Here is a 23,747-nt window from a genome sequence, read left to right on the forward strand (position 1 = left end):
TTAACGTCACCGCACTGACCTTACAAATTCAAATACAGAGGCCACGCGGCGATGAAAACAGTCGATCTCAATTCCGACATGGGTGAAGGTTTCGGCCCCTGGACCATCGGCGATGGCGTGGATGAGGCGATCATGCCGCTGATCAGCAGCGCCAACATCGCCACCGGTTTCCACGCCGGTGACCCGAACATCATGCGCCGCACCGTCGAGCTGGCCCTCGAACACGGCGTCGGCATCGGCGCCCACCCCGGCTTCCGCGACCTGGTCGGCTTCGGCCGCCGGCACATCAACGCGCCCGCCACCGAGCTGATCAACGACATGCTCTACCAGCTAGGCGCCCTGCGCGAGTTCGCTCGCCTGCACGGCGCCAAGCTGCAGCACATCAAGCCCCACGGCGCGCTGTACATGCACCTGGCGCGCGACGAGCAGGCCGCCCGCGAATTCGTCGAGACCCTGCAGCGCATCGACCCCGAACTACTGCTGTTCTGCATGCCCAACTCGGCCACCTGGCGCGCCGCCCAGGCGCTGGGCCAACCGACGGTGCGCGAGTTCTACGCCGACCGCGACTACGACAACAGCGGCTCCATCGTCTTCATCCGCCGGGTCAAGGCGCTCGACCCGTGGGAAGTTGCCGCCAAGGTGCTGCGGGCCTGCCAGGAAGGCCGTGTGCGCACGGTCGAGGGCGACGACATCGAGATCGCCTTCGATTCGGTCTGCATCCACAGCGACACCCCCGGTGCACTGGCTCTGGTCCAGGCCACCCGCGCGGCCCTGCTGGACGCGGGCATCGCCATCAAGGCGCCGCGCTGAGCGCCGTCCCGCACGACGGGAAACCCCTTACTGCATCTGCCATCCACACATTCGAACAATAGAGGAACAGTCATGGCCGAACATAACGTGCAGTCGCCCCTGCCGGGCACCTTCTACCGCAAGCCGACGCCGGATGCCCCCGTCTATGCCGAGGTCGGACAGCGGGTCGAGCCTGGCAGCGTGATCGGGCTGGTCGAGGTGATGAAGCAGTTCTCCGAAGTGCTCGCCGAACGTGCCGGCACCTTGCAGGCCTTCCTGGTGGAAGACGGCGAGCCGATCGAGCCGGGACAGGAACTGGCGACCATCAGCGTCGACGCGTGAGGGCCGGAACATGTTGAAGAAACTGCTGATCGCCAACCGTGGCGAGATCGCCGTGCGCATCATCCGCGCGGCGCGAGCCCTGGGGATTCCCACCGTTGCAGTGTGCAGCGAGGCGGATGCCGATTCGCTGGCCGCGCGCCAGGCCGACGAAGTACGGATCATCGGCCCGGCCCGCGCCGACCGCAGCTACCTGAATGCCGAAGCCCTGTTGCAGGCGGCGCGGGAAACCGGCGCGGACTCGATCCACCCCGGCTACGGTTTCCTCTCCGAGAACACGGCCTTCGCCCACGCGGTGGTCGATGCCGGGCTGGTCTTCGTCGGCCCTGATGCGCAGACCATCCGCCGCATGGGGGACAAGGCCGAGGCGCGGCGTACCGCGATGGCCGCCGGCGTGCCGGTAGTGCCGGGCTCGCCGGGTGAGCTGGAGGACATCGAAGCGGCGCTGCGCTGTGCGCAGGAGGTCGGCTATCCGTTGCTGATCAAGGCTTCCGCCGGTGGCGGCGGTCGCGGCATCCGCATCGCTCATGATGCCGACGAGCTGAGTCGCGAGTTCCCCGTCGCCCAGCGCGAGGCGCAGGCGGCGTTCGGCTCCGGGGCGGTGTACCTGGAACGCTTCATCCGCCAGGCGCGGCACATCGAAGTGCAGATCCTCGGCGACGGCGAGCGTGCCGTGCACCTGTTCGAGCGCGAGTGTTCGCTGCAGCGCCGCCGGCAGAAGGTCTTCGAGGAAGCACCCTCGGCCGCGCTGAATGAACGCCAGCGCGAAGCCCTGTGCGCAAGTGCGGTACGCCTGGCGCAGAGCCTGGGCTATCGCGGCGCCGGTACCCTGGAATACCTGTTCGATTCTCACAGCGGCGAGTTCTTCTTCATCGAGATGAACACCCGCATCCAGGTCGAGCACCCGGTCAGCGAGATGATCACCGGCATCGACCTGGTCCAGGCCATGCTGCGCATCGCCGGCGGCGAGCCACTGGCGCTGCGCCAGGAAGACATCCGCCTGCAGGGCGCGGCGCTGGAGATGCGCATCAACGCCGAGGACCCGGCGCGCAACTTCTTCCCCTGTCCGGGCGTGGTGGAAAGCCTGGGCTGGCCGCAGGGCGAGGGCGTGCGAGTGGATAGCCACCTGTATCCCGGCTACCGCGTGCCGCCTTACTACGACTCGCTGCTGGCGAAGATCATCGTCCACGGCAAGGACCGCGCGGAAGCGTTCGCCCGTGCCCGGCAAGCCTTGCAGAACACCGAGCTGACCGGCATGGCGACCACCCTGTCGCTGCACCGCTGGCTGCTGGCCGATGCGCGTGTGCAGGCGGCGCAGTTCGATACCGGTACCCTGGAAACCTGGCTGGCCGAGCGTTCGGCCACGGCGGAGGTGTGAGATGCACGAGCAGATCCGCTACAGCTTCGGCGGCGACGAGCACCTGTTCGCCGAGGTCGCCGAATCCATGTCGCTGGAGGCGTTCTTCCGTGGCATGGCCGTTACCCGCGCCATCGAGCAGCAGGGGATTCCCGGCGTGCTGGACGTCTGCCTGGCCAACGCCTCGTTCCAGGTGCGTTTCAATCCCGACCTGATTGCCCCGCAGGCGCTGCTCGACCGCGTGCGCGAGCTGGAATCGCTGGCCACCACCGAGCGTCGCATCCAGACGCGGATCATCGAGATCCCGGTGCTGTACAACGACCCCTGGACCCACGAGACGCTGATGCGCTTCCGCGACCGCCATCAGGACCCGGATTCCACCGACCTGGAATACGCCGCGCGGATCAACGGTTACCAGGACGCCCAGGCGTTCATCGAGGCGCACAGCGGCACGCCGTGGTTCGTCTCCATGGTCGGCTTCGTCGCCGGCCTGCCGTTCATGTACCAGATGGTCGAGCGCGAGCGGCAGTTGCAGGTGCCCAAGTACCTGCGGCCCCGCACCGACACGCCGAAACTGACCCTCGGCCACGGCGGCTGCTTCGGCTGCATCTACTCGGTACGGGGCGCCGGCGGTTACCAGATGTTCGGCGTCACCCCCGCGCCGATCTACGACCCGCAACAGAGCCTGGGCTACCTGAAGGACTCCATGGTGTTCTTCCGCGCCGGCGACATCGTGCAGTTCAAGCCCATCGGGCGCGCCGAGTACGACCAGGCGATCGCCGCTGTGGAGGCCGGTAGTTTCGATCTGCGCATCCACCCGGTGGAGTTCGATCTCGACGCTTTCCTCAACGATCCGCAAGGCTGCAAGCAGCGCCTGCAGGAGGTGCTCCATGTCGCTTAAGGTGCTCAAGCCCGGTCTCGCCACCTCGGTGCAGGATGCCGGCCGTGAAGGTTACTACCACCTGGGCATCCCGCCGTCCGGGGCGCTCGACCAGTATGCGTTGCGCGCGGCCAACCTGCTGGTGGGCAACCCGGCCACGGCGGCGGTGCTCGAATGCACTCTGCTCGGCCCGCAGCTGGAGTTCCAGCGCGATGCGCTGGTGGCCATCTGTGGCGCGGCCATGACGCCTCGCCTGGATGGGGCCGAGATGCCGCTGGACACCGCCTTCCGCGTGCGCGCCGGGCAGGTGCTGGGCTTCGACTTCATCAAGGCCGGTGCCCGCGGCTACATCGCCATTGATGGCGGCATTGCGGTCCCGGAAGTGCTCGACAGTCGCTCCACCTATGGCCTGGGCGCGATCGGCGGGTACAACGGTCGGCGCCTGCAGGCCGGCGACGAGCTGCTGCTGGGCGAGCCGTCCGGACGCGGGCAGGAAGGCCTGGCGTTGCCGCGCTCGCTGCAGATCGAGGTGGGTGGCGAGGTCAGTCTGCGGGTGGTGCCCGGCCTGTATCACCACCGCCTGACGGCGCAGGCCGCCGAGCAGTTCTTTGCCGACACCTGGACCGTCGGCTCCGAGGCGGATCGCACCGGCTACCGCTTCAAGGGCGGCACGCCGCTGGCATTCGAGCCGCGCGAACAGCCGTTCGGTGCCGGCTCCGATCCGTCGAACATCGTCGACGCCTGCTACCCGATCGGCTCGATCCAGGTTCCTGGCGGGCTGGAGCCGATCATCCTGCACCGCGATGCGGTCTCCGGCGGCGGCTACGCCACCATCGGCACGGTGATCAGCCCGGACCTCAATCGCATGGCCCAGATGCAACCCAACCAGAAGGCCCGTTTCGTCGCCGTCACCCTGGAGGAGGCCCTGGCGGTGCGCCGTCGCTATAACCAGCAACTCGAAAACCTGAACCGCTTCTTTCTTGCCTAGCCAATAACAACGCCGCGGCGGCGCGATACCCGGTGGCTCCCCCTGAGGGCGCCGCCGCGGCCTCCTGCTGCCGCTCGCCAAGCCCTCATCTTGCGGAGAAACCAAGATGGCAAGTCTGTCGCAGCATCCCGAGGTCGATTCTTCCGTTTCCAGTGTTCCCAGCCATGCCCGGATGGGACGGCTTTCCCTGAGCATGGCCTGGTGGGCCGTGTGCAGTGCCATGTTCTACATCGTCGTCGGCGCCTCGCTGGCGCTGGCCTACGGCGCCCGCAACGCCATCTTCGGCATGTTGCTGTCGGTGCTCTGCTACGGGCTGATCAACGCGGTGATCAGCCGCTACGCGATGCGCACCGGACTCTCCGTGGCGCTGTTCTCGCGAGTGCTGTTCGGCTCGCTGGGCGCCTCGCTGGCGACCCTGATCTTCTTCTCCACGGCCATCTACTACGCGGTGTTCGAGGGCTCGGTGATCGCCGTGGCGCTCAATCACCTGTATCCAGAGGTCTCCTACTCCCTGGCGGCGCTGCTGGTGGTGCTCTACAGCGTGCCGCTGATCTTCGGCGGCGTGCAGCATTGGCTGGATCGCTTCAACGGCGTGCTTTTGCCGTTCTACCTGTTCGGCCTGCTGGCGGCGGTGGCGTTGTCCATCGGCGAGTATGGCTACCAGCCGCAGTGGCTGGACTTCGGCCCGGCGCACCCGCCGGCCGGAGGCTGGTGGGACTGCTTCAGCGCCTACATGGGCGTCTGGGTGCTGATGATGTTCACCTTCGATTACGCCCGCTTCGGCAAGCCGGAAGACGCTGCCTGGCACGGGCGCTGGAACTTCGGCATGCCGTTCTACCTGGTGACCTTCCTGCTCAACGGCATGGCCGGCATCTACCTGGCCAGCAGCATTCCGCAGGACGGCGCGCTCAGCGAAGTCACCGTGGTGCTGGCGATTCTCAAGCTGATGGGTCTGTGGGGGCTGCTGTTCGTCTGGGTGACGCAGACGCGGATCAACACCGCCAACTACTACCTGGCGACGGTGAACATGCAGGCGTTCTTCGCCGAGGTGTTCCGCCTGCGCGCGTCCAGCCTGGTCTGGGCCGTGGTGGTCGGGGCGGCAGTCTATGCGCTGATGCTGGCCGACGTGTTCGCCTGGCTGCTCAAGGCGCTGGCCTGGCAGGGCGTGTTCGTGGTGGCCTGGGTGGGCGTGGCCATGGCGCACATCCTGGGCAAGGCACCGCTGCCGGCCGGCGAGCCGGCGCGGCTGAATGGCGTGGGGCTTGCCGCCTGGTTGTGCGGTGCGCTGCTGGGGTTCGCGCTGATGGAGGCGGGCGGCAGCCTGCAATCCTTCTCCGCGCCGCTGACCTTCCTGGTCTCTGCCGGCGTCTATGCCGGGTTGCGCCGCCGCCGTATTCCGCAACCGACTATTGCATCGAGTTGATCATTAATTGATCACTTGTCGACCTGTGTCGCGAGAGTGGTTGACAGCGTCACAGGTCCACATATGATGCCTTGAGCCTGATTCCCCCGGTGGCGCGCCGCCGGGGCACCTTAGACAAGAGGCGCCCCCAAGCGTCGAAGGACTTTGCCGATGAGTGCCACCGCAGCCCAAGTAACCCGCCACGACTGGACCCTTGCCGAAGTCCGTGCCCTGTTCGAACAGCCGTTCAACGACCTGCTGTTCCAGGCGCAGACCGTGCACCGCGCGCACTTCGACCCGAACCGCGTACAGGTTTCCACCCTGCTGTCGATCAAGACCGGCGCCTGCCCGGAAGACTGCAAATATTGCCCGCAGTCCGGCCACTACAACACCGGCCTGGACAAGGAAAAACTGATGGAAGTGCAGAAGGTGCTGGAAGCAGCAGCCGAAGCCAAGGCCATCGGTTCCACCCGCTTCTGCATGGGCGCGGCGTGGAAGCACCCATCGGCCAAGGACATGCCCTACGTGCTGGAAATGGTGAAGGGCGTGAAGAAGCTCGGCCTGGAAACCTGCATGACCCTGGGGCGCCTGGACCAGGAGCAGACCAAGGCACTGGCCGAAGCGGGCCTGGACTACTACAACCACAACCTCGATACCTCGCCGGAGTTCTACGGCAACATCATCACCACCCGCACCTACGGCGAGCGCCTGCAGACCCTGGCGTACGTGCGCGAGGCGGGGATGAAGATCTGCTCCGGCGGCATCCTGGGCATGGGCGAGTCGGTGGACGACCGCGCCGGCCTGCTGATCCAGCTGGCCAACCTGCCCGAGCACCCGGAATCGGTGCCGATCAACATGCTGGTCAAGGTGAAAGGCACTCCGCTGGCCGAGGAGAAGGACGTCGATCCGTTCGACTTCATCCGCACCCTGGCCGTCGCCCGCATCCTGATGCCGAAATCCCACGTGCGCCTGTCCGCCGGCCGCGAGCAGATGAACGAGCAGATGCAGGCCCTGGCCTTCATGGCCGGCGCCAACTCGATCTTCTACGGCGAGAAGCTGCTGACCACCAAGAACCCGCAGGCCGAGAAGGACATGCAGCTGTTCGCGCGCCTGGGCATCAAGCCCGAGGAACGCGAGGAGCATGCTGACGAAGTGCACCAGGCCGCCATCGAGCAGGCGCTGGTGGAACAACGCGACTCCCAGCTGTTCTACAACGCGGCTTCGGCCTGATCTGCTTTTCTATGTAGGAGCGAGGGGGACGCCCAGTCCTTGATCGCGAACCGCCCAGCAGCTGAGTGCCCTGGAAGCTTGTTCGCGAGCAAGCTCGCTCCTACAGGTCCTCTTCCCGGAGGACCGTCGCCGATTCGGGGTTGCGTATGTCTTTCGATCTCGCCGCCCGTCTGGCCCAGCGCCAGGCGGAGGACCTTTACCGCCGCCGCCCGCTGCTGGAATCCCCGCAGGGGCCGGATGTGCTCATCGATGGCCAGCCGATGCTGGCCTTCTGTTCCAATGATTACCTGGGCCTGGCCAATCACCCCGAGGTAATCGCCGCCCTGCGCGCCGGCGCCGAGCGCTGGGGCGTGGGCGGTGGCGCTTCGCACCTGGTCAACGGCCATTGCGGCCCGCACCACGAGCTGGAGCTGGCGCTCGCCGAGTTCACCGGCCGCCCGCGTGCGCTGCTGTTTTCTACCGGTTACATGGCCAACCTCGGCACCGTCACCGCCCTGGTGGGCAAGGGCGACAGCGTGCTGGAAGACCGCCTCAACCACGCCTCGCTGCTGGACGCCGGCCTGCTCTCCGGCGCGCGCTTCTCGCGCTACCTGCACAACGACGCTGCCAGTCTCGCCGCGCGCCTGGACAAGGCCGAAGGCAACACCCTGGTGGTGACCGATGGCGTGTTCAGCATGGACGGCGATCTGGCCGACCTCCCGGCGCTCTGTGCGCAGGCGCGGAAGAAGAATGCCTGGATGATGGTCGACGACGCCCACGGCTTCGGCCCGCTGGGCGCGACTGGCGGCGGCATCGTCGAACATTTCGGACTGGGCATGGACGATGTGCCGGTGCTGGTCGGCACCCTCGGCAAGGCCTTTGGCACCGCGGGCGCCTTCGTCGCCGGCAGCGAGGAACTGATCGAGACGCTGATCCAGTTCGCCCGCCCCTACATCTACACTACCAGCCAGCCGCCGGCCGTGGCCTGCGCCACGCTGAAGAGCCTGGAGCTGCTGCGCGCCGAAAGCTGGCGCCGCGTCCATCTCAATGCGCTGATCGCCCGCTTCCGCAGTGGCGCCGAGGCCATCGGCCTGCGCCTGATGGACAGCCCGACGCCGATCCAGCCGATCCTCATTGGCGGCAGCCGCCAGGCCATGGCCCTGTCGGCGGAGCTGCGCGAGCACGGCATCCTGGTCGGCGCCATCCGCCCGCCGACCGTGCCGGCCGGCACTGCGCGCCTGCGCGTGACGCTTTCCGCCTCGCACAGCGAGGCGCAGGTCGACCGCCTGCTCGTGGCGCTGGCGGAAAGCTGGCAGCGCGTGTCGTCTAGCCTTCTGGCAGAGATCGATGCCGAGGAGGGCGATGATGCGTGACCAACTGATCCTGCTGCCGGGCTGGGGCCTGGGCAGCGCGCCGCTGGAGCCGCTGCGCGATGCGCTGCTGGAGCAGGCGCCGCACCTGAACGTGCAGATCGAGCCGCTGCCGACCGATGCCGACCCCAGCGTCTGGCTCGACGAACTGGACGACAACGTCCCCCATGACGCCTGGATCGCCGGCTGGTCGCTGGGCGGCATGCTCGCCGCCGAGCTGGCGGCGCGGCGCGGCGAATCCTGCCGGGGGCTGGTCACCCTGGCCAGCAACCCCTGCTTCCGTCGTCGCGAAGATTGGCCCGAAGCCATGGCCAATGAGGTGTTCGAAGACTTCTTCGAGGCCTTCCTGCTGGAGCCGCAGCTGGTGCGCAAGCGCTTCACCCTGTTGGTCAGCCAGGGCGCGCGCGACGCCCGCACCCTGGCGCGGCAACTGCAGGTGGCGCTGCCGCAACTGGATGCCGCGGGCCTGACCGCCGGCCTGCAGTTGCTCGGCCAGCTCGATACCCGTGCCGCCCTGAGCCGCTATCCCGGCCCGCAGTTGCACCTGTTCGCCGGCAACGATGCCCTGGTGCCGGCCTCTGCCGCCGATGCCCTGCTGGAATGGCTGCCGGACGTCGAGGTCAGCCTGGTGCCCGACGCCAGCCACGGCCTGCCGCTGGAACAGCCGGACGAAACGGCCGCCGCCATCCTGAGATTCATCCACGAGGGCGACGATGCCTGAAAGCAGTCACAGCGTGCTGCCTGACAAGCGTCAGGTCGCCGCTTCCTTCTCCCGCGCCGCAGAGACCTACGATGCGGTGGCCGACCTGCAACGCGCGGTCGGCTCGCAGCTCCTGCAGCGGTTGCCGAACGAGCTGGCGCCGCAGCGCTGGGTCGACCTGGGCAGCGGCACCGGCTATTTCACCCGCGCCCTGGCGGAGCACTATCCACAGGCCCATGGCCTGGCCGTCGACATCGCCGAAGGCATGCTGCGCCATGCCCGCGATCTGGGTGGCGCTGAGCATTTCATCGGTGGCGACGCCGAGCATCTGCCGCTGCGCGACGGGGCGTGCGACCTGTTGTTCTCCAGCCTGGCGCTGCAATGGTGCGCGGACCTGCCCTCGGTGCTGAGCGAAGCACGGCGGGTGCTGCGTCCGAACGGCGTGCTGGCGTTCAGCAGCCTGTGCATCGGCACCCTGGGCGAGCTGCGCAGCGCCTGGCAGGCGGTGGATGGCTTCGTCCATGTGAACCGCTTCCGCGCGTTCGAGGACTACCAGCGGCATTGCGCCGCCAGCGGGCTGGAGGTGCTGGAGCTGCGCACCGAGGACTGCGTCCTGCATTTCCCCGATTTGCGCAGCCTCACCCATGAACTCAAGGCGCTCGGCGCGCACAACCTCAACCCCGGCCGGCCCGACGGGCTGACCGGGCGCGAGCGGGTGCGCGCGCTGATCACCGCTTATGAACAATTCCGCCAGCCCCAGGGACTGCCGGCCACCTACCGGGTGGTCTACGCCGTCCTGCGCAAAATCTATTCTTAGTAGGAGCGGACGCTGTCCGCGATGGCCATTGAGTCGATGGCTGATCCCGGACGCAGTCCGCACCTGCGGAAAAGCACCGAGGTACCTATGTCCCACGCCTACTTCATTACCGGCACCGACACCGAGATCGGCAAGACCACCCTCGCCGCCGGCCTGCTCCATGCAGCGCGGCTGGCCGGATTGTCCACGGCGGCAGCCAAGCCGGTGGCCTCCGGTTGCGAGCGGACGCCCGAGGGACTACGCAACGAGGACGCGCTGGCGCTGCTGGCCGAATGCAGCCTGCCGCTGGCCTACGACCAGGTGAACCCCTTCGCCTTCCAGCCCGCCATCGCGCCGCACCTCGCCGCACGGGAGAAGGGCGTGAAGCTGCAGGTCGAGTCGCTGGCGCCGGCCGTGCGTTCGGTGCTGCAACTAGGCGCCGACTTCACGGTGGTGGAAGGGGCGGGCGGTTGGCGGGTGCCGTTGTCGGGAGAGGAAAGCCTGTCGGACCTGGCGATCGCCCTTGGCCTGCCGGTGATCCTGGTGGTTGGCGTGCGCCTGGGCTGCATCAACCATGCGGTGCTCAGTGCCGAGGCGATCCAGCGGGACGGCCTGCAACTGGCCGGCTGGGTGGCGAACATAGTCGACCCGAGCACGTCGCGCCTGGAGGAGAACCTGGCGACCCTGGCCGAGCGGCTGCCGGCGCCCTGCATCGGCCGGGTTCCCCGTCTGTCGCCGGCGACGCCCTCCGCAGTCGCCGCTCACCTGGACCTGAGCATTCTCGATCTGTAACAACGCCTGGCCGGGCGAGCGGAAGTCTGCTTGAATGGTGGCCATTGGCTGCTTTTGTCCAGGGAGACGCACCGATGGAAATCTCCGGTAATGCATTTGCCGCGGGCCTGAGCTCGGTCCAGAGCGGACAGCAGCGCGTCGACCAGGCCGGCGCCGGGATCGCCAGCGCCCGCAGCGGCGCAAGCGACGCCCTGGCGGATCACCTGGTGGACCTGCGCCGCGGCCAGCACGAGGTCGAGGCCGGCGCCAAAGTCATCCAGGCGGCCGACGAAACCCTCGGCACCCTCATCGATATCCGCGCCTGACGTTCGCTTTCCCTCCGTATTTTCTTCCCGCCCTGCCGGCTGTCCTTGCGACGCGCCGGCCGCTCTGCCATGGGCTTTAATCAATCTCAGGACGGCGGCACGAAGGCCCTCCGGCGGTAGCCCTGCGAGCGTGACCGGGTGGTCGGTCTGCATGCTTGACAAGGGTATGGCGTAAACGTATGTTTCAAACGCCTGTTTGACTGTCGGGATGCGTGCGCGCACCGACTGGGCGGCCGGGAACGATCCCGCACTGCGACCGCAACGACCGGTCGCCCATTAACCAGAACCCTTCGTAGAGGTTTACCGCTATGCCTGATTACAAGGCCCCCTTGCGTGATATCCGTTTCGTTCGCGACGAGCTGCTGGGCTACGAAGCGCACTACCAGAATCTGCCGGGCGCTCAAGACGCCACCCCGGATATGGTCAATGCCATCCTCGAAGAGGGTGCCAAGTTCTGCGAACAGGTAATCGCTCCGCTGAACCGCGTTGGCGACCTGGAAGGCTGCAAGTGGAGCCCGGAAGGTGTGAAGACCCCGACCGGCTTCAAGGAGGCCTACCAGCAGTTCGTCGAAGGCGGCTGGCCGAGCCTGGCCCATGACGTCGAGCACGGCGGTCAGGGTCTGCCCGAATCCCTCGGCATGGCCATCAGCGAGATGGTCGGCCAGGCCAACTGGTCCTGGGGCATGTACCCGGGCCTGTCCCATGGCGCCATGAACACCCTGCACGCCCACGGCACCCCGGAGCAGCAGCAGACCTACCTGACCAAGCTGGTTTCCGGCGAGTGGACCGGCACCATGTGCCTGACCGAGCCGCATTGCGGCACCGACCTGGGCATGCTGCGCACCAAGGCCGAGCCGCAGGCTGACGGCACCTACAAGGTTACCGGCACCAAGATCTTCATCTCCGCTGGCGAACACGACATGGCCGACAACATCGTCCACATCGTGCTGGCCCGCCTGCCCGACGCCCCGCAGGGCACCAAGGGCATCTCGCTGTTCATCGTGCCGAAGTTTCTGCCCAACGCCGAAGGCGGCGTAGGCGAGCGCAACGCCGTGTCCTGTGGCTCCATCGAGCACAAGATGGGCATCCACGGCAACGCCACCTGCGTGATGAACTTCGATGCCGCTACCGGCTTCCTGATCGGCCCGCCGAACAAGGGCCTGAACTGCATGTTCACCTTCATGAACACCGCTCGCCTGGGTACCGCGCTGCAAGGCCTGGCCCACGCCGAAATCGGTTTCCAGGGTGGCATTGCCTACGCCCGCGAGCGTCTGCAGATGCGTTCGCTGACCGGCCCGAAAGCCCCGGAAAAACCCGCCGACCCGATCATCGTGCATCCGGACGTGCGCCGCATGCTGCTGACCGCCAAGGCCTTCGCCGAAGGCAACCGCGCCATGCTGTACTTCGCCGCCAAGCAGGTGGACATCGTGCAGCGCAGCCAGGACGAAGAAGAGAAGAAAGCCGCTGACGCGATGCTGGCCTTCCTCACTCCGATCGCCAAGGCGTTCATGACCGAAGTGGGCTTCGAAGCCGCCAACCACGGCGTGCAGATCTATGGCGGCCACGGCTTCATCGCCGAGCACGGCATGGAGCAGAACGTCCGCGACAGCCGCATCTCCATGCTGTACGAAGGCACCACCGGCGTTCAGGCGCTGGACCTGCTGGGCCGCAAGATCCTGATGACCCAGGGCGAAGCGCTCAAGGGCTTCACCAAGATCGTGCACAAGTTCTGCCAGGCCAACGAAGCCAACGAAGCCGTGAAGGAATTCGTTGCACCGCTGGCCGCGCTGAACAAGGAGTGGGGCGAACTGACCATGAAGGTCGGCATGGCCGCCATGAAGGACCGCGAGGAAGTCGGTGCCGCTTCGGTGGACTACCTGATGTACTCCGGTTACGCCGCCCTGGCTTACTTCTGGGCCGACATGGCTCGCCTGGCTGCCGAGAAGCTGGCTGCCGGTACCAGCGAAGAGGCCTTCTACCAGGCCAAGCTGAAGACCGCGCGCTTCTACTTCCAGCGCATCCTGCCGCGCACCCGCGCGCACGTTGGCTCCATGCTGTCCGGCGCCAACAACCTGATGGACCTGGCCGAGGAAGATTTCGCCCTCGGTTACTGATCAGCGCCATGGACGGACGGTTCGCCGTCCGTCTGCTGAACAGGAAAAAGCCCGCCATCCGGCGGGCTTTTTCGTATCCGTGGACACGCAAATACCTCCGGAAGGTGCCATCATTACGCCACTTGCCGGTCCGCTGACCTCGAGTCCGGCGTCAATGCATCGGAACCCCTTGTGCGACCCACGGCCCCCTACCGGCTCAGCCACTTCCTTGCCCCCCTGCTGCTGATTCCGGCTGGCATCGTCGCCGGCTCCCTGGCCGAACTCTCCGAATTCTTCATCTCGCTGTTCAACGTCCTGCCGACCTTGTTGCTGTTGCTCGGGGGCGCGCTGTGCCTGGTCTATGGTCGTCAGCGCCAGTTGTTCATGCTGGGGGTGGTGTACATCGCCTACTTCCTGCTCGATACCCAGGTCGACTACTACCGCGCCCATCACACGACGCGGCCGGACGCGGCGCTGGTGTTCCACCTGTGCTGTGTGCTGCTGCCGCTGCTCTACGGGATGTACGGCATCTGGCAGGAGCGCATGCACCTGCTGCAGGACCTGCTGGCCCGTGGCGCCGCGCTGCTGGCCGTGGCGGCGACCGCGACGGCGCTGGCACAACGTTTCCCCCAGGGGCTGGCCGAACTGCTCAGCGATGTCTACTGGCCCGCCCTGCACGGGCGCTGGATGAGCCTGGCGCAACTGTCCTACTTCGGCTTCATCCTCGCCTTCATCGCCCTGCTCGCTGCCTACCTGCGCCAGCCACGGCCGCTGCACGCCGCGCAACTGGTGGGGCTGGCAGGTCTGCTGTGGATGCTGCCGAAGGTGTTCATCCTGCCCCACGCGCTCACGGTGATGACCAGCCTGGTGATGCTCAACCTGGCCGGCGCGGTGGCCCATGAGGCGTACCAGATGGCCTTCCGCGACGAGCTCACCGGGCTGCCCGGGCGCCGCGCCTTGAACGAGCGCTTCCAGCGCCTCGGCCAGCAGTACGTGCTGGCGATGATCGACGTGGACCACTTCAAGAAATTCAACGACAGCCACGGCCATGACGTCGGCGACCAGGTATTGCGCATGGTCGCCAGCCAGTTGCGGCGCACCGGCGGGGGCGGCAAGGCGTATCGCTACGGTGGCGAGGAATTCACCCTGGTGTTCTCCGGCAAGTCGGTGGAGGAGTGCCTGCCGCACCTGGACGCGGTGCGTCAGGCCATCGAGGGCTACGCGATGCAGTTGCGCGACCGTGGCAACCGGCCCAGGGACGATCGCCAGGGCCGCAGCAGGCGCAGCGGCAGGGAAGCGCAGACGGTCTCGGTAACCATCAGTGTCGGCGTCGCCGAGCGTGACGGCGAGCGGCGCAGTCCGGAAGAAGTGATCAAGGGCGCCGACCAGGCGCTGTATTCGGCCAAGAGCGGCGGCCGCAATCGGGTGGCAGTGCACGGGCAGGCGCACCGGGGCGCGGTACGCACGGGTTGATGGCTGCTTATGGCCGCGCATTCAGCGCGTGCAGCCTGATTGCCCGGGCGTCCGTGCGCCTTTAGGTTCGAGGTATCCGCGCCACTCTGGCGCCCTGAACCGAACGGAGATTCGCGATGCCCGAGTACAAGGCCCCCCTGCGCGACGTGCGCTTCCTCACCGACGAAGTCTTCGACTTCACCGGCCGTTACCAAGCCCTCGGCGCCACCGACGCCACCCCGGACATGTTCGCCGCCATCCTCGAGGAAGGCGCGAAGTTCTGCGAACAGGTCATCGCCCCGCTGAACCGCTCCGGCGACGAGGAAGGCTGCCATTTCGACAACGGCGTGGTGACCACGCCCAAGGGCTTCAAGGAAGCCTTCGCGCAGTACGTCGAGGCCGGCTGGAACGGCGTTTCCAGCGATCCGGAGTACGGTGGTCAGGGGCTGCCGCCGTCCCTCGGCCTGCTGGTCAGCGAGATGATCGGCGCCTCCAACTGCTCCTGGGGCATGTACCCCGGCCTGACCAAGGGCGCCATGGCCGCCATTCACGCCCACGGCAGCGAGGAGCAGAAGAACACCTACCTGCCGCGCATGACCAGCGCGGTGTGGACCGGCACCATGTGCCTCACCGAACCGCACTGCGGCACGGACCTGGGCATCATCAAGACCCGCGCCGTGCCCAACGCCGACGGCAGCTACGCGATCACCGGCACCAAGATATTCATCTCCGCCGGCGAACACGACATGAGCGAGAACATCATCCACCTGGTGCTGGCCAAGCTGCCGGATGCGCCGGCCGGCGCCAAGGGCATCTCGCTGTTCATCGTGCCCAAGTTCAACCTCGACGCGAACGGCGAGTCTGGCGAGCGCAACGCTGTGGCCTGCGGCTCCATCGAGCACAAGATGGGCATCAAGGCCTCCGCTACCTGCGTGATGAACTTCGACGGTGCCCGTGGTTTCCTAATCGGCGAGGCCAACAAAGGCCTGGCCTGCATGTTCACCATGATGAACCATGCGCGCCTGGGCACCGGCATGCAGGGACTCTGCCTCGGCGAGACCAGCTACCAGGGCGCCGTGCGCTACGCCCAGGACCGCCTGCAGATGCGCTCGCTGACCGGGCCGAAGGCGCCGGAGAAGCCCGCCGACCCGATCATCGTGCACCCGGACGTGCGCCGCATGCTGCTGACCATGAAGGCGTTCAACGAAGGCAACCGCGCGCTGGCCTACTTCACCGCGCAGCTGCTGGACATCGAGCACCTGTCCCGGGACGCCGAGGAACGCGAGCGCGCCGCCAACCTGCTGGCCTTCCTCACCCCCATCTGCAAGGCCTTCATGACCGAGACCGGCCTTGAGGTCACCAACATCGGCATGCAGGTGTTCGGCGGCCACGGCTTCATCCGCGAGTGGGGCATGGAGCAGCTGGTACGCGACTGCCGCATTGCGCCGATCTACGAGGGCACCAACGGCATTCAGGCGCTGGACCTGCTGGGGCGCAAGGTCCTCGGCAGCCAGGGCAAGCTGCTGATGGGCTTTACCAAGCTGATCCACCAGCTCTGCCAGCAGCAGGCCGAGCATCCGCAGTTGAAAGCGCAGGTCGCGCAACTGGCGGCGCTGAACAAGCAGTGGGGCGAGCTGACCCAGAAGGTCGGCATGGCCGCCATGAAGAACCCGGACGAAGTTGGTGCCGCCTCGGTGGATTACCTGATGTTCTCCGGCTACGTGACCCTGGGTTACTTCTGGCTGCGCATGGCGCTGGTCGCCCAGCAGAAGCTGGAGGAGGGTGCCGGCGAGGCGGCCTACTACCAGGCGAAGCTGGTGACCGCCGAGTTCTACTTCAGCCGCCTGCTGCCGCGCGCCGAGGCTCACGTGGCGGCGGCGGAGGCCGGTTCCGACGTACTGATGCGCCTGTCGGCCGAACAGTTCGCCCTGTAAATCGCGCGCCAGACGAGAAGGCCCGCCGTGTGCGGGCCTTTTCGTCGCAGCTACATTTCGTGACCAATATATTGTTGTGTGGTCACAACATGACGCTTAAAGTCTGAAAAGTTGTTGGAGTAAACTCCGGCGGCGTACCTTCGCGTACCTCCTATTCTGATACCGCTGGCTGGCTGATCAGCCGTCGTTTTCGTTCGAGGATTTATCATGGCTGACTACAAAGCTCCCCTGCGTGACATGCAATTCGTCCTCAATGAGGTCTTCGAGGTTGCCAAGCTCTGGGCAGAACTGCCGGCGCTGGCCGAGACCGTCGACGCCGAGACCGCCAGCGCGATCCTCGAAGAAGCCGGCAAGGTCACCGGCGGCGTGATCGCCCCGCTGAACCGCAGCGGCGACGAGGAAGGCTGCAGCTGGAGCGCCGAGGGCGTGAAGACCCCGGCTGGCTTCCCCGAGGCCTACCGCACCTACGCCGAAGGCGGCTGGGTGGGCGTGGGCGGCGCGCCGGAATTCGGCGGCATGGGCATGCCCAAGGTGATCGGCGCCCAGGTCGAGGAAATGGTCAACTCGGCCAACCTGTCCTTCGGCCTGTACCCGATGCTGACCGCCGGCGCCTGCCTGTCGCTGCTCAACCACGCCAGCGAAGAATTGAAAGCCAAGTACCTGCCGAACATGTACGCCGGCACCTGGGCGGGCTCCATGTGCCTGACCGAGCCGCACGCCGGCACCGACCTGGGCATGATCCGCACCAAGGCCGAACCGCAGGCTGACGGCAGCTTCAAGATTTCCGGCACCAAGATCTTCATCACCGGCGGCGAGCACGACCTCACCGAGAACATCATCCACCTGGTGCTGGCCAAGCTGCCCGACGCGCCGGCCGGCTCCAAGGGCATCTCGCTGTTCCTGGTGCCGAAGGTGATGGTCAACGAAGACGGCTCCCTGGCCGGGCGCAACGCCGTGTCCTGTGGCTCCATCGAGCACAAGATGGGCATCAAGGCCTCCGCCACCTGCGTGATGAACTTCGACGGCGCCACCGGTTGGATCGTCGACGCGCCGAACAAGGGCCTGGCCGCCATGTTCACCATGATGAACTACGAGCGTCTGGGCGTTGGCATCCAGGGCCTGGCCACTGGCGAGCGCTCCTACCAGAGCGCCGCGGAATACGCTCGCGAGCGTATCCAGAGCCGCGCGCCGACCGGTCCCGTCGCCAAGGACAAGGCTGCCGACCCGATCATCGTCCACCCGGACGTGCGCCGCATGCTGCTCACCATGAAGGCGTTGAACGAGGGCGGCCGCGCCTTCTCCAGCTACGTCGCGATGCAGCTGGACACCGCCAAGTACAGCGAAGAGCCGGCCACCCGTAAGCGTGCCGAGGAGCTGGTTGCCCTGCTGACCCCGGTGGCCAAGGCCTTCCTCACCGACATGGGCCTGGAAACCACCATTCATGGCCAGCAGATCTTCGGCGGCCACGGCTTCATCCGCGAGTGGGGCCAGGAGCAGCTGGTGCGCGACTGCCGCATCACCCAGATCTACGAAGGCACCAATGGCATCCAGGCGCTGGACCTGATGGGCCGCAAGATCGTTGGCAGCGGCGGCGCCTACGCCAAGCTGTTCACCGACGAGATTCGCGCCTTCACCGCTTCGGCGTCGGCTGAGCTTTCCGAGTTCACCGGCCCGCTGAACGCCGCCGTGCAGAACCTGGACGAGCTGACCGCCTGGGTGCTGGACCGCGCCAAGGGCAACCCGAACGAGATCGGCGCTGCCTCGGTCGAGTACCTGCACGCCTTCGGCTACACCGCCTATGCGTACATGTGGGCCCTGATGGCGCGCGCCGCGCTGGGCAAGGAAGGCCAGGACGAGTTCTACGCCAGCAAGCTGGGCACCGCGCGCTTCTACTTCGCCCGCCTGCTGCCGCGCATCCACTCCCTGACCGCCTCGGTGAAGGCCGGCAGCGAGTCGCTGTACCTGCTGGACGCCGCGCAGTTCTAAGCGCTACGCAAAAGCCCCGCTCCGGCGGGGCTTTTTTATTGCGGGTTATACGGTTTGGTAACCGGGGTATCACGATTACGTGTAAGCCTAGGCTTACAAACGCTGGTGGTGATCAGCGTCTGTCTGAAATGTCCTTACGCGGTTAACCTTTTCCTCAGTCAGGACATTGCGCAGGAAGCGCCAACGACAATACGGAAACAAGGGAATCCACCACGGATGGTGGCCAGCACGGACGTCAGGATATCGGTCTGCAAAACCCCGCTTCGAAAGAAGCGGGGTTTTTTCTTGCCTGCGGTTTTTGGTGGGCTATTCGTAGGGCGTACAACCGTTCGCGGTTGTACGCCGATACACCGTGCTTATCGTCGACGCGAGGGGTGAGCTCGAGGCAGCCTTGAAGCTGCGGCTTCGTGCCAGCCTTGGAGTGGTCTGGAGGGCGAGGTTAAACGGCGTATAACGTCGAACGTTATACGCCCTACACGCTGATCCCATCCTCAAACCGCCCCGTCGAGCAGTGACCGCAACAGCTCCACCGTCGGCTGCTGCCGCTGCGCGTCGCGATACACCAGCCCCACGCTCAGCGGAATGCGCGGCTCGCTCAACGGCTTCCACAGCAGGTTCGGATTGCCGTGCATCTGCCGTGCGCGGCCCGGCAGCACGGTGGCGAAGCGGCTCTGCGGCAGGCTATCGAGGATGCCGCTCATATGGTTCAGCTCCGCCTGCACCCGTGGTCGCCGGCCGATGGCCGCCAATTGCTCCTGCCAGATCTGCCGGGCGCGGAATTCCTCGCCCAGCAACAGCATCGGCAATTCCGCCGCCTGGGCCAGGGAGACTTTCTTGAAATCCTTCAGCGGATGATCCGCCGCGATCACCAGTTGCAGCTCGTCCGGGTACAGCTCCACGCCGTGCAGCGCCGGCTGGCGCGGCGGCAGGAAGCCGATGCCGATGTCCAGCTGACCGGCCAGCAGGCGCCGTTCGATCTCCACGCCCGAGAGTTCGTAGATGCGCACCTGCACGTGCGGCTGCGCGGTGTGCAGGCGCTCCACCAGGTGCGGCACCAGGTTGGCGTTGACCGTCTGCAACACGCCGATGCTCAGGCTCCGCGCGCTCTGCCCGCGATAAGCCCGCAGGGCCTCGCGGGCGCGCTCCAGGCCGTCCAGTAGCGGCACCGCGTGGTTGTACAGCGTGTGCGCGGCGGCGGTGGGCAGCAGGCGCTTGCCGCTGCGCTGGAACAGCGCCACGTCGAGGTTCTGCTCCAACTGGCGAATCTGTTGCGACAGCGCCGGCTGGGAAATCGCCAGGCGTTCGGCGGCGCGCCCGACGTGGCCTTCCTCGTAGAGCGCGACGAAATAGCGGAGCTGGCGAAAATCCATAAGTTCTGCTTATCAACGAAACTGGAAAATCGAAATGGATAGTCACCTATCCAGGGCTCTACTCTAGCGCTTGTCCGCTGTCTCAGATGGGTAGACAAAGGTGGAAAGCATCGTCATCCAGGGCGTTTTCATAGGCAAAGTCGAAGAGAGCTGGGGCGGTTTGCTCAGCGACATCGACAAGCTGGAAGCGCATCAGGAAGTCTGGCTCGGCGCCGAAGGGCTGCCGGGGGACGCACGGGCCGACCTGCGCCGTGATGGCGGCCTGGACCGCGCGCTGCACCACTACCCGGCCGAGCATTACCGCCACTGGCGCAAGCAGCATCCGCAGACGCGCTGGCGACAGCCGGCCTTCGGCGAGAACCTGTCGACCTTCGGCCTCAATGAACACGAGGTGTGCATCGGCGACCTGTTCCGCTGGGGCGAGGCGCTGATCGAAGTGAGCCAGCCGCGTTCGCCCAGCTATCGCCTGGCGCGGCGCTGGAACCTGCCCGAGCTGCCCTTCGAGGTGCAGGAGCAGGGGCGCTGCGGCTGGTTCTACCGGGTCCGCCGTGCCGGCATGGTCTCGCCCGACGCACCGCTGGAACTGGTGCAGCGACACTACCCGCAGCTCACCGTAGCGAGCCTGCTGGACTGGTACTTCGGCCATCCGCTGGAGCGTACCGGACTGCGCCTGATGATGGCCTGCGACGCGCTCTCCCTGCGCTGGCGCAAGACCGCCGCACAACGCCTCACCAGTGGCGTGCTGGAAGACTGGACGGCCCGCCTGGCGGGTCCCGAATGTTCGGAGCAGGGCGGCCTGCAAGCCTGAGCCGCGCTGTTTCGCAAATGCCCTCGCGCCCGCCTCCGGACGTCGTCTTGGTCCTGTGGGGCGGCTTTTCTTCCCGCCGCCGGCCCCTCGTTGGGGCCGGCGGCGCTGTCATCCCGTCGTAACACCGCGTTCCTAACCTTCCGCGCATATCTTTTATTGGCAACCCGAGCCGTCCCGCCGACGGCCGCGCGGAAGGAACTCCTCCATGAGCGAACGATTCCAGGACTTTCACGATCGACTGGCCGCCTTCGATGACCAGATGATCAACCCCTCCGGCAACGTGCCGATGAGCGAGCTGATTGACCCGGCCCGGCGCCGCCTGTTGAAGAACAGCCTGGTGCTCGGTGCGGTGGCCTTCCTTGGCGGCGGCCTCTATGCGCCGCGTCGCCTTTTCGCTGCCGAGGCCGCGGCGCCGTCCGCGCTGCTGGGCTTCAAGGGCGTGCCGGTGCAGCAGGACCCGAAGTTCGACCGGGTGATCGTCGCCGAAGGCTATACCGCCCGGCCGTTCTTCTCCTGGGGCGACCCGGTGGTCAGCGGCTCCCCGGCCTGGAAGGGCGACGCCAGCGAGGACTGGAAAGCCCAGGAACTGCAGGCCGGCGACAACCATGACGGCATGCACTACTTCCCCTTCCCGGATGCGCCGGACAGCCATGGCCTGCTGGTGATCAACCACGAGTACATCAACCCGACGCTGCACACCAAGGGCCAGACCTTCGAAGACCGCCCCGATGGCTCCCGTGGCCGCCCGGAAGGCGAGGTGCGCAAGGAAATCGCCGCCCACGGCCTGAGCGTGATCGAGGTGAAGAAGGACGCCAGCGGCCAGTGGCAGCGCGTCGAGGGTTCGAGCTACAACCGCCGGATCACCGGCAGCTCGCCGCTGGAACTGTCCGGCCCGCTGGCTGGCCATGACCTGTTGCGCACCGCCAGCGATCCGGACGCCAAACAGGTGCTCGGCACCCTGAACAACTGCTCCATGGGCGTCACGCCCTGGGGCACCTATCTCGCCTGCGAGGAGAACTGGCACCAGTACTTCGTCAACCGCGACAAGGACGACTATGCCAAGCGCGTTTCGCACAAGCGCTACGGCCTGTCCAACGGCCAGTTCAGCAACTACTACGCCTGGGAGGCGGTGGACGCGCGCTTCGACGCCACCCCCAGGGCCGACCAGCCACACGGCGGCCACGTCAACGAACCGAACCGCTTCGGCTGGGTGGTGGAGATCGACCCGTTCGATCCCAAGTCCACGCCGAAGAAGCGCACTGCCGTCGGCCGCTTCTGCCGCGAGTGCTCGACCCTGTCGCTGGGCGCGGACAACCGCATGGCCTTCTACTATGGCGACGACACCAAGGGCGAGTACATCTACAAGTTCGTCCCGGCCGGCAAGTACGACCCGGATAACCGTGCGGCCAATCGCGACCTGTTGGACGAAGGCACCCTCTATGTCGCCCGCTTCAACGCCGATGGCAGCGGCCAATGGCTGCCGCTGGTGCATGGCCGGAACGGCCTGAGCGCCGAGAACGGTTTCGCCAGCCAGGCCGAGGTGCTGGTCAATGCCCGCGCCGCCGCCGACAAGCTCGGCGCGACCCCGATGGATCGCCCCGAGTGGGTCGCCGTGCAGCAGACCACCCGCGAGGTCTACGTCAGCCTCACCAACAACGACGGCCGCGGCAAGAAGCAGCCGGTGGACGCGGCCAACCCGCGCAAGGAAAACCTGCACGGGCAGATCCTGCGCTGGAACGAGGCCGGCGGTGATCCGACCGCGACCCGCTTCCAGTGGGAAGTCTTCCTGCTGGCCGGCGAGCAGAAGGGCTCCGGCGCGCCGGAGAACCTGGTCGGCACCATCAACGGCGACATCTTCTCCTCGCCGGACGGCCTCTACTTCGACACCGCCGGCCGCCTGTGGATCGAGACCGACTACGACGACGCCGAGAAACCCATGCACGCCATGGGCTGCAACCAGCTGCTCTGCGCCGACCCGCACAGCCGCGAGGTGCGGCGCTTCCTGGTCGGCCCGCGCGGCTGCGAGCTGACCGGCATCACCCAGAGCCCGGATGGCAGGACGATGTGGGTGAACATCCAGCATCCGGGTATCAGCTTCCCGGCCAGCGACGGCAAGAGCATCCCGCGCTCCACGACGCTGGTGATCACCAAGGATGATGGGGGTGTGATCGGGACTTGATGGGTATTGAGGGGAAGGTTTGGCGCCGGTTGTTTTTTACCGCTGGCACCCCGGGAAGGTCCCGTGTTGGGTGTTGCCCTCACCCCAGCCCTCTCCCAAGGGGAGAGGGGGCCGATTGTGCCGGATGACGCCTGGGTTTCATCCTGCTGCGGACAGTTCCCTCTCCCTCCGGGAGAGGGTTAGGGTGAGGGGGGCGCCGAACACTCAAAGCTCGACCTCACCCCCGGCTAGTGCGCACAGCTCGGTGAAATCGAGAATCTCCGTCTCCCGCCCATCCACCCGCACCAACCCATGCTTCTGCAGGCGGGTGAAGCTGCGCGACACGGTTTCCACTGCCAGCCCCAGGTAGTCGCCGATCTCGTTGCGCGACATGCTCAGGCGGAAGCGCGTGGCCGAGAAACCCCGGTCGCGGAAGTGCGCGGAAATGTTCAGCAGGAAGGCGGCAATGCGCGAGTCCGAGTTCAGCCTCGACAGCAGTAGCTTCATCTGCTGATCCTCACGGATCTTGCGGCTCATCATCAGCATGATCTGGTGCGACAGGCCGGGAATCTGGTTCGACAGCGCTTCCAGCTGGCTGAAGGGAATCTCGCTGCACAGCGTGCTTTCCAGCGCTTGCGCCGATACCGGGTAGCTGCCTTCGCCCATGCCGGAGAAGCCGAAGATCTCGGTGGCGAAATAGAATCCGGTGATCTTCTCCAGGCCCTGCTCGTTGGTGGTGAAGGTCTTGATCGAGCCGGAGCGGACCAGGTACACGTTGTGGAACGGGTCGCCCTGGCGGAACACGAAGTCGCCTTTGTTGAGCAGGTGGCCCGGCTTGATGATCGCCTCCAGCTCCTGGATCTTGTCATCGCTCAAGGTCGGCGGCGCCAGCCGGCAGTTCTTGCAGTACGGTTGCGCTTTGATCATCTGATTCATCCCTATCCCCATGCGCCGGCCCATACGCGTAGCACAGCATTCTCGGGCGTATCGCCCCCCTCAAACCATAGCAACAGACGGCC

At 66.4% G+C, this 23,747-nt stretch carries 20 protein-coding genes; 18 read left to right on the forward strand and 2 right to left on the reverse strand.

What is annotated here, in order from left to right; translation table 11 throughout:
• Nucleotides 1-51 precede the first annotated feature (51 nt).
• The 16 genes from SD196_RS02385 (at nucleotide 52) to SD196_RS02460 (ending at nucleotide 18,392) form a co-directional block, all read left to right on the forward strand.
• Complete coding sequence (locus tag SD196_RS02385) at nucleotides 52-810, forward strand: 5-oxoprolinase subunit PxpA (protein WP_416311025.1); 759 nt, start codon at nucleotides 52-54, stop codon at nucleotides 808-810.
• Between the two features lie 72 nt (nucleotides 811-882).
• Nucleotides 883-1,131 carry an acetyl-CoA carboxylase gene (locus SD196_RS02390; RefSeq protein ID WP_331315800.1) on the forward strand — a complete coding sequence of 83 codons (249 nt, stop codon included), beginning with the start codon at nucleotides 883-885 and terminating at the stop codon, nucleotides 1,129-1,131.
• A gap of 10 nt (nucleotides 1,132-1,141) precedes the next feature.
• Entirely contained in the window at nucleotides 1,142-2,506 is a 1,365-nt protein-coding gene (locus tag SD196_RS02395; RefSeq protein ID WP_416311026.1) for an acetyl-CoA carboxylase biotin carboxylase subunit, read from the forward strand.
• Nucleotide 2,507: 1 nt separating this feature from the next.
• Nucleotides 2,508-3,386 carry a 5-oxoprolinase subunit B family protein gene (locus SD196_RS02400; RefSeq protein ID WP_416311027.1) on the forward strand — a complete coding sequence of 293 codons (879 nt, stop codon included), beginning with the start codon at nucleotides 2,508-2,510 and terminating at the stop codon, nucleotides 3,384-3,386.
• Nucleotides 3,376-4,353: a biotin-dependent carboxyltransferase family protein gene (locus tag SD196_RS02405; protein WP_343578165.1), complete on the forward strand. Its 978-nt coding sequence runs from the start codon at nucleotides 3,376-3,378 to the stop codon at nucleotides 4,351-4,353. The genes SD196_RS02400 and SD196_RS02405 overlap by 11 nt, the downstream gene beginning before the upstream one ends.
• Before the next feature lie 106 nt (nucleotides 4,354-4,459).
• Entirely contained in the window at nucleotides 4,460-5,776 is a 1,317-nt protein-coding gene (locus tag SD196_RS02410) for an allantoin permease (protein WP_343578167.1), read from the forward strand.
• 150 nt (nucleotides 5,777-5,926) lie between these two features.
• On the forward strand, nucleotides 5,927-6,985 hold the full coding sequence (gene bioB, locus SD196_RS02415; protein WP_207888149.1) for a biotin synthase BioB: 1,059 nt from the start codon (nucleotides 5,927-5,929) through the stop codon (nucleotides 6,983-6,985).
• A 146-nt stretch (nucleotides 6,986-7,131) separates the two neighbouring features.
• Complete coding sequence (gene bioF, locus SD196_RS02420) at nucleotides 7,132-8,337, forward strand: 8-amino-7-oxononanoate synthase (RefSeq protein WP_343578168.1); 1,206 nt, start codon at nucleotides 7,132-7,134, stop codon at nucleotides 8,335-8,337.
• Nucleotides 8,330-9,055 (forward strand): alpha/beta fold hydrolase, encoded by a 726-nt coding sequence (locus SD196_RS02425; protein WP_275609881.1) that lies wholly within the window; start codon nucleotides 8,330-8,332, stop codon nucleotides 9,053-9,055. Before bioF ends, SD196_RS02425 begins: the two co-directional genes overlap by 8 nt.
• Nucleotides 9,048-9,851: a malonyl-ACP O-methyltransferase BioC gene (bioC, locus tag SD196_RS02430; protein WP_343578169.1), complete on the forward strand. Its 804-nt coding sequence runs from the start codon at nucleotides 9,048-9,050 to the stop codon at nucleotides 9,849-9,851. The genes SD196_RS02425 and bioC overlap by 8 nt, the downstream gene beginning before the upstream one ends.
• 87 nt (nucleotides 9,852-9,938) lie before the next feature.
• The gene (gene bioD / locus SD196_RS02435) at nucleotides 9,939-10,622 is read left to right on the forward strand and encodes a dethiobiotin synthase (protein ID WP_275609883.1); all 684 of its coding nucleotides are present in this window, start codon (nucleotides 9,939-9,941) and stop codon (nucleotides 10,620-10,622) included.
• A 74-nt stretch (nucleotides 10,623-10,696) separates the two neighbouring features.
• The gene (locus SD196_RS02440; RefSeq protein WP_343578170.1) at nucleotides 10,697-10,927 is read left to right on the forward strand and encodes a hypothetical protein; all 231 of its coding nucleotides are present in this window, start codon (nucleotides 10,697-10,699) and stop codon (nucleotides 10,925-10,927) included.
• A 308-nt stretch (nucleotides 10,928-11,235) separates the two neighbouring features.
• On the forward strand, nucleotides 11,236-13,041 hold the full coding sequence (locus SD196_RS02445) for a phenylacyl-CoA dehydrogenase (protein ID WP_343578172.1): 1,806 nt from the start codon (nucleotides 11,236-11,238) through the stop codon (nucleotides 13,039-13,041).
• Between the two features lie 171 nt (nucleotides 13,042-13,212).
• Nucleotides 13,213-14,493 (forward strand): sensor domain-containing diguanylate cyclase, encoded by a 1,281-nt coding sequence (locus SD196_RS02450; RefSeq protein WP_275609886.1) that lies wholly within the window; start codon nucleotides 13,213-13,215, stop codon nucleotides 14,491-14,493.
• Nucleotides 14,494-14,609: 116 nt separating this feature from the next.
• Nucleotides 14,610-16,406 (forward strand): acyl-CoA dehydrogenase C-terminal domain-containing protein, encoded by a 1,797-nt coding sequence (locus SD196_RS02455; RefSeq protein ID WP_416311028.1) that lies wholly within the window; start codon nucleotides 14,610-14,612, stop codon nucleotides 16,404-16,406.
• Nucleotides 16,407-16,613: 207 nt separating this feature from the next.
• The gene (locus tag SD196_RS02460; RefSeq protein WP_416311029.1) at nucleotides 16,614-18,392 is read left to right on the forward strand and encodes an acyl-CoA dehydrogenase C-terminal domain-containing protein; all 1,779 of its coding nucleotides are present in this window, start codon (nucleotides 16,614-16,616) and stop codon (nucleotides 18,390-18,392) included.
• Between the two features lie 491 nt (nucleotides 18,393-18,883).
• Here SD196_RS02460 and SD196_RS02465 read toward each other — a convergent pair whose 3' ends face one another.
• The gene (locus tag SD196_RS02465; protein WP_331319912.1) at nucleotides 18,884-19,762 is read right to left on the reverse strand and encodes a LysR family transcriptional regulator; all 879 of its coding nucleotides are present in this window, start codon (nucleotides 19,760-19,762) and stop codon (nucleotides 18,884-18,886) included.
• A gap of 100 nt (nucleotides 19,763-19,862) precedes the next feature.
• Between SD196_RS02465 and SD196_RS02470 the strand changes: the two genes are divergently transcribed.
• Complete coding sequence (locus SD196_RS02470) at nucleotides 19,863-20,570, forward strand: MOSC domain-containing protein (protein WP_343578175.1); 708 nt, start codon at nucleotides 19,863-19,865, stop codon at nucleotides 20,568-20,570.
• 205 nt (nucleotides 20,571-20,775) lie between these two features.
• A complete protein-coding gene (locus SD196_RS02475; RefSeq protein ID WP_343578176.1) occupies nucleotides 20,776-22,749 on the forward strand; it encodes a PhoX family phosphatase in 1,974 nt (657 codons plus the stop codon).
• Nucleotides 22,750-22,953: 204 nt separating this feature from the next.
• Here SD196_RS02475 and fnr read toward each other — a convergent pair whose 3' ends face one another.
• Nucleotides 22,954-23,664: a fumarate/nitrate reduction transcriptional regulator Fnr gene (gene fnr, locus SD196_RS02480; RefSeq protein WP_275609892.1), complete on the reverse strand. Its 711-nt coding sequence runs from the start codon at nucleotides 23,662-23,664 to the stop codon at nucleotides 22,954-22,956.
• Between the last annotated feature and the right edge of the window lie 83 nt (nucleotides 23,665-23,747).

This window comes from Pseudomonas macauensis (assembly GCF_047902425.1).
Lineage (GTDB): Bacteria > Pseudomonadota > Gammaproteobacteria > Pseudomonadales > Pseudomonadaceae > Pseudomonas.

What these genes read in the sequence shown, in the direction of transcription:
- SD196_RS02385 (WP_416311025.1), top strand. Translation starts at nt 52, where the DNA reads ATGAAAACAGTCGATCTCAATTCCGACATGGGTGAAGGTTTCGGCCCC.
- SD196_RS02390 (WP_331315800.1), top strand. Translation starts at nt 883, where the DNA reads ATGGCCGAACATAACGTGCAGTCGCCCCTGCCGGGCACCTTCTACCGC.
- SD196_RS02395 (WP_416311026.1), top strand. Translation starts at nt 1,142, where the DNA reads ATGTTGAAGAAACTGCTGATCGCCAACCGTGGCGAGATCGCCGTGCGC.
- SD196_RS02400 (WP_416311027.1), top strand. Translation starts at nt 2,508, where the DNA reads ATGCACGAGCAGATCCGCTACAGCTTCGGCGGCGACGAGCACCTGTTC.
- SD196_RS02405 (WP_343578165.1), top strand. Translation starts at nt 3,376, where the DNA reads ATGTCGCTTAAGGTGCTCAAGCCCGGTCTCGCCACCTCGGTGCAGGAT.
- SD196_RS02410 (WP_343578167.1), top strand. Translation starts at nt 4,460, where the DNA reads ATGGCAAGTCTGTCGCAGCATCCCGAGGTCGATTCTTCCGTTTCCAGT.
- bioB (WP_207888149.1), top strand. Translation starts at nt 5,927, where the DNA reads ATGAGTGCCACCGCAGCCCAAGTAACCCGCCACGACTGGACCCTTGCC.
- bioF (WP_343578168.1), top strand. Translation starts at nt 7,132, where the DNA reads ATGTCTTTCGATCTCGCCGCCCGTCTGGCCCAGCGCCAGGCGGAGGAC.
- SD196_RS02425 (WP_275609881.1), top strand. Translation starts at nt 8,330, where the DNA reads ATGCGTGACCAACTGATCCTGCTGCCGGGCTGGGGCCTGGGCAGCGCG.
- bioC (WP_343578169.1), top strand. Translation starts at nt 9,048, where the DNA reads ATGCCTGAAAGCAGTCACAGCGTGCTGCCTGACAAGCGTCAGGTCGCC.
- bioD (WP_275609883.1), top strand. Translation starts at nt 9,939, where the DNA reads ATGTCCCACGCCTACTTCATTACCGGCACCGACACCGAGATCGGCAAG.
- SD196_RS02440 (WP_343578170.1), top strand. Translation starts at nt 10,697, where the DNA reads ATGGAAATCTCCGGTAATGCATTTGCCGCGGGCCTGAGCTCGGTCCAG.
- SD196_RS02445 (WP_343578172.1), top strand. Translation starts at nt 11,236, where the DNA reads ATGCCTGATTACAAGGCCCCCTTGCGTGATATCCGTTTCGTTCGCGAC.
- SD196_RS02455 (WP_416311028.1), top strand. Translation starts at nt 14,610, where the DNA reads ATGCCCGAGTACAAGGCCCCCCTGCGCGACGTGCGCTTCCTCACCGAC.
- SD196_RS02460 (WP_416311029.1), top strand. Translation starts at nt 16,614, where the DNA reads ATGGCTGACTACAAAGCTCCCCTGCGTGACATGCAATTCGTCCTCAAT.
- SD196_RS02465 (WP_331319912.1), bottom strand. Translation starts at nt 19,762, where the DNA reads ATGGATTTTCGCCAGCTCCGCTATTTCGTCGCGCTCTACGAGGAAGGC.
- SD196_RS02475 (WP_343578176.1), top strand. Translation starts at nt 20,776, where the DNA reads ATGAGCGAACGATTCCAGGACTTTCACGATCGACTGGCCGCCTTCGAT.
- fnr (WP_275609892.1), bottom strand. Translation starts at nt 23,664, where the DNA reads ATGAATCAGATGATCAAAGCGCAACCGTACTGCAAGAACTGCCGGCTG.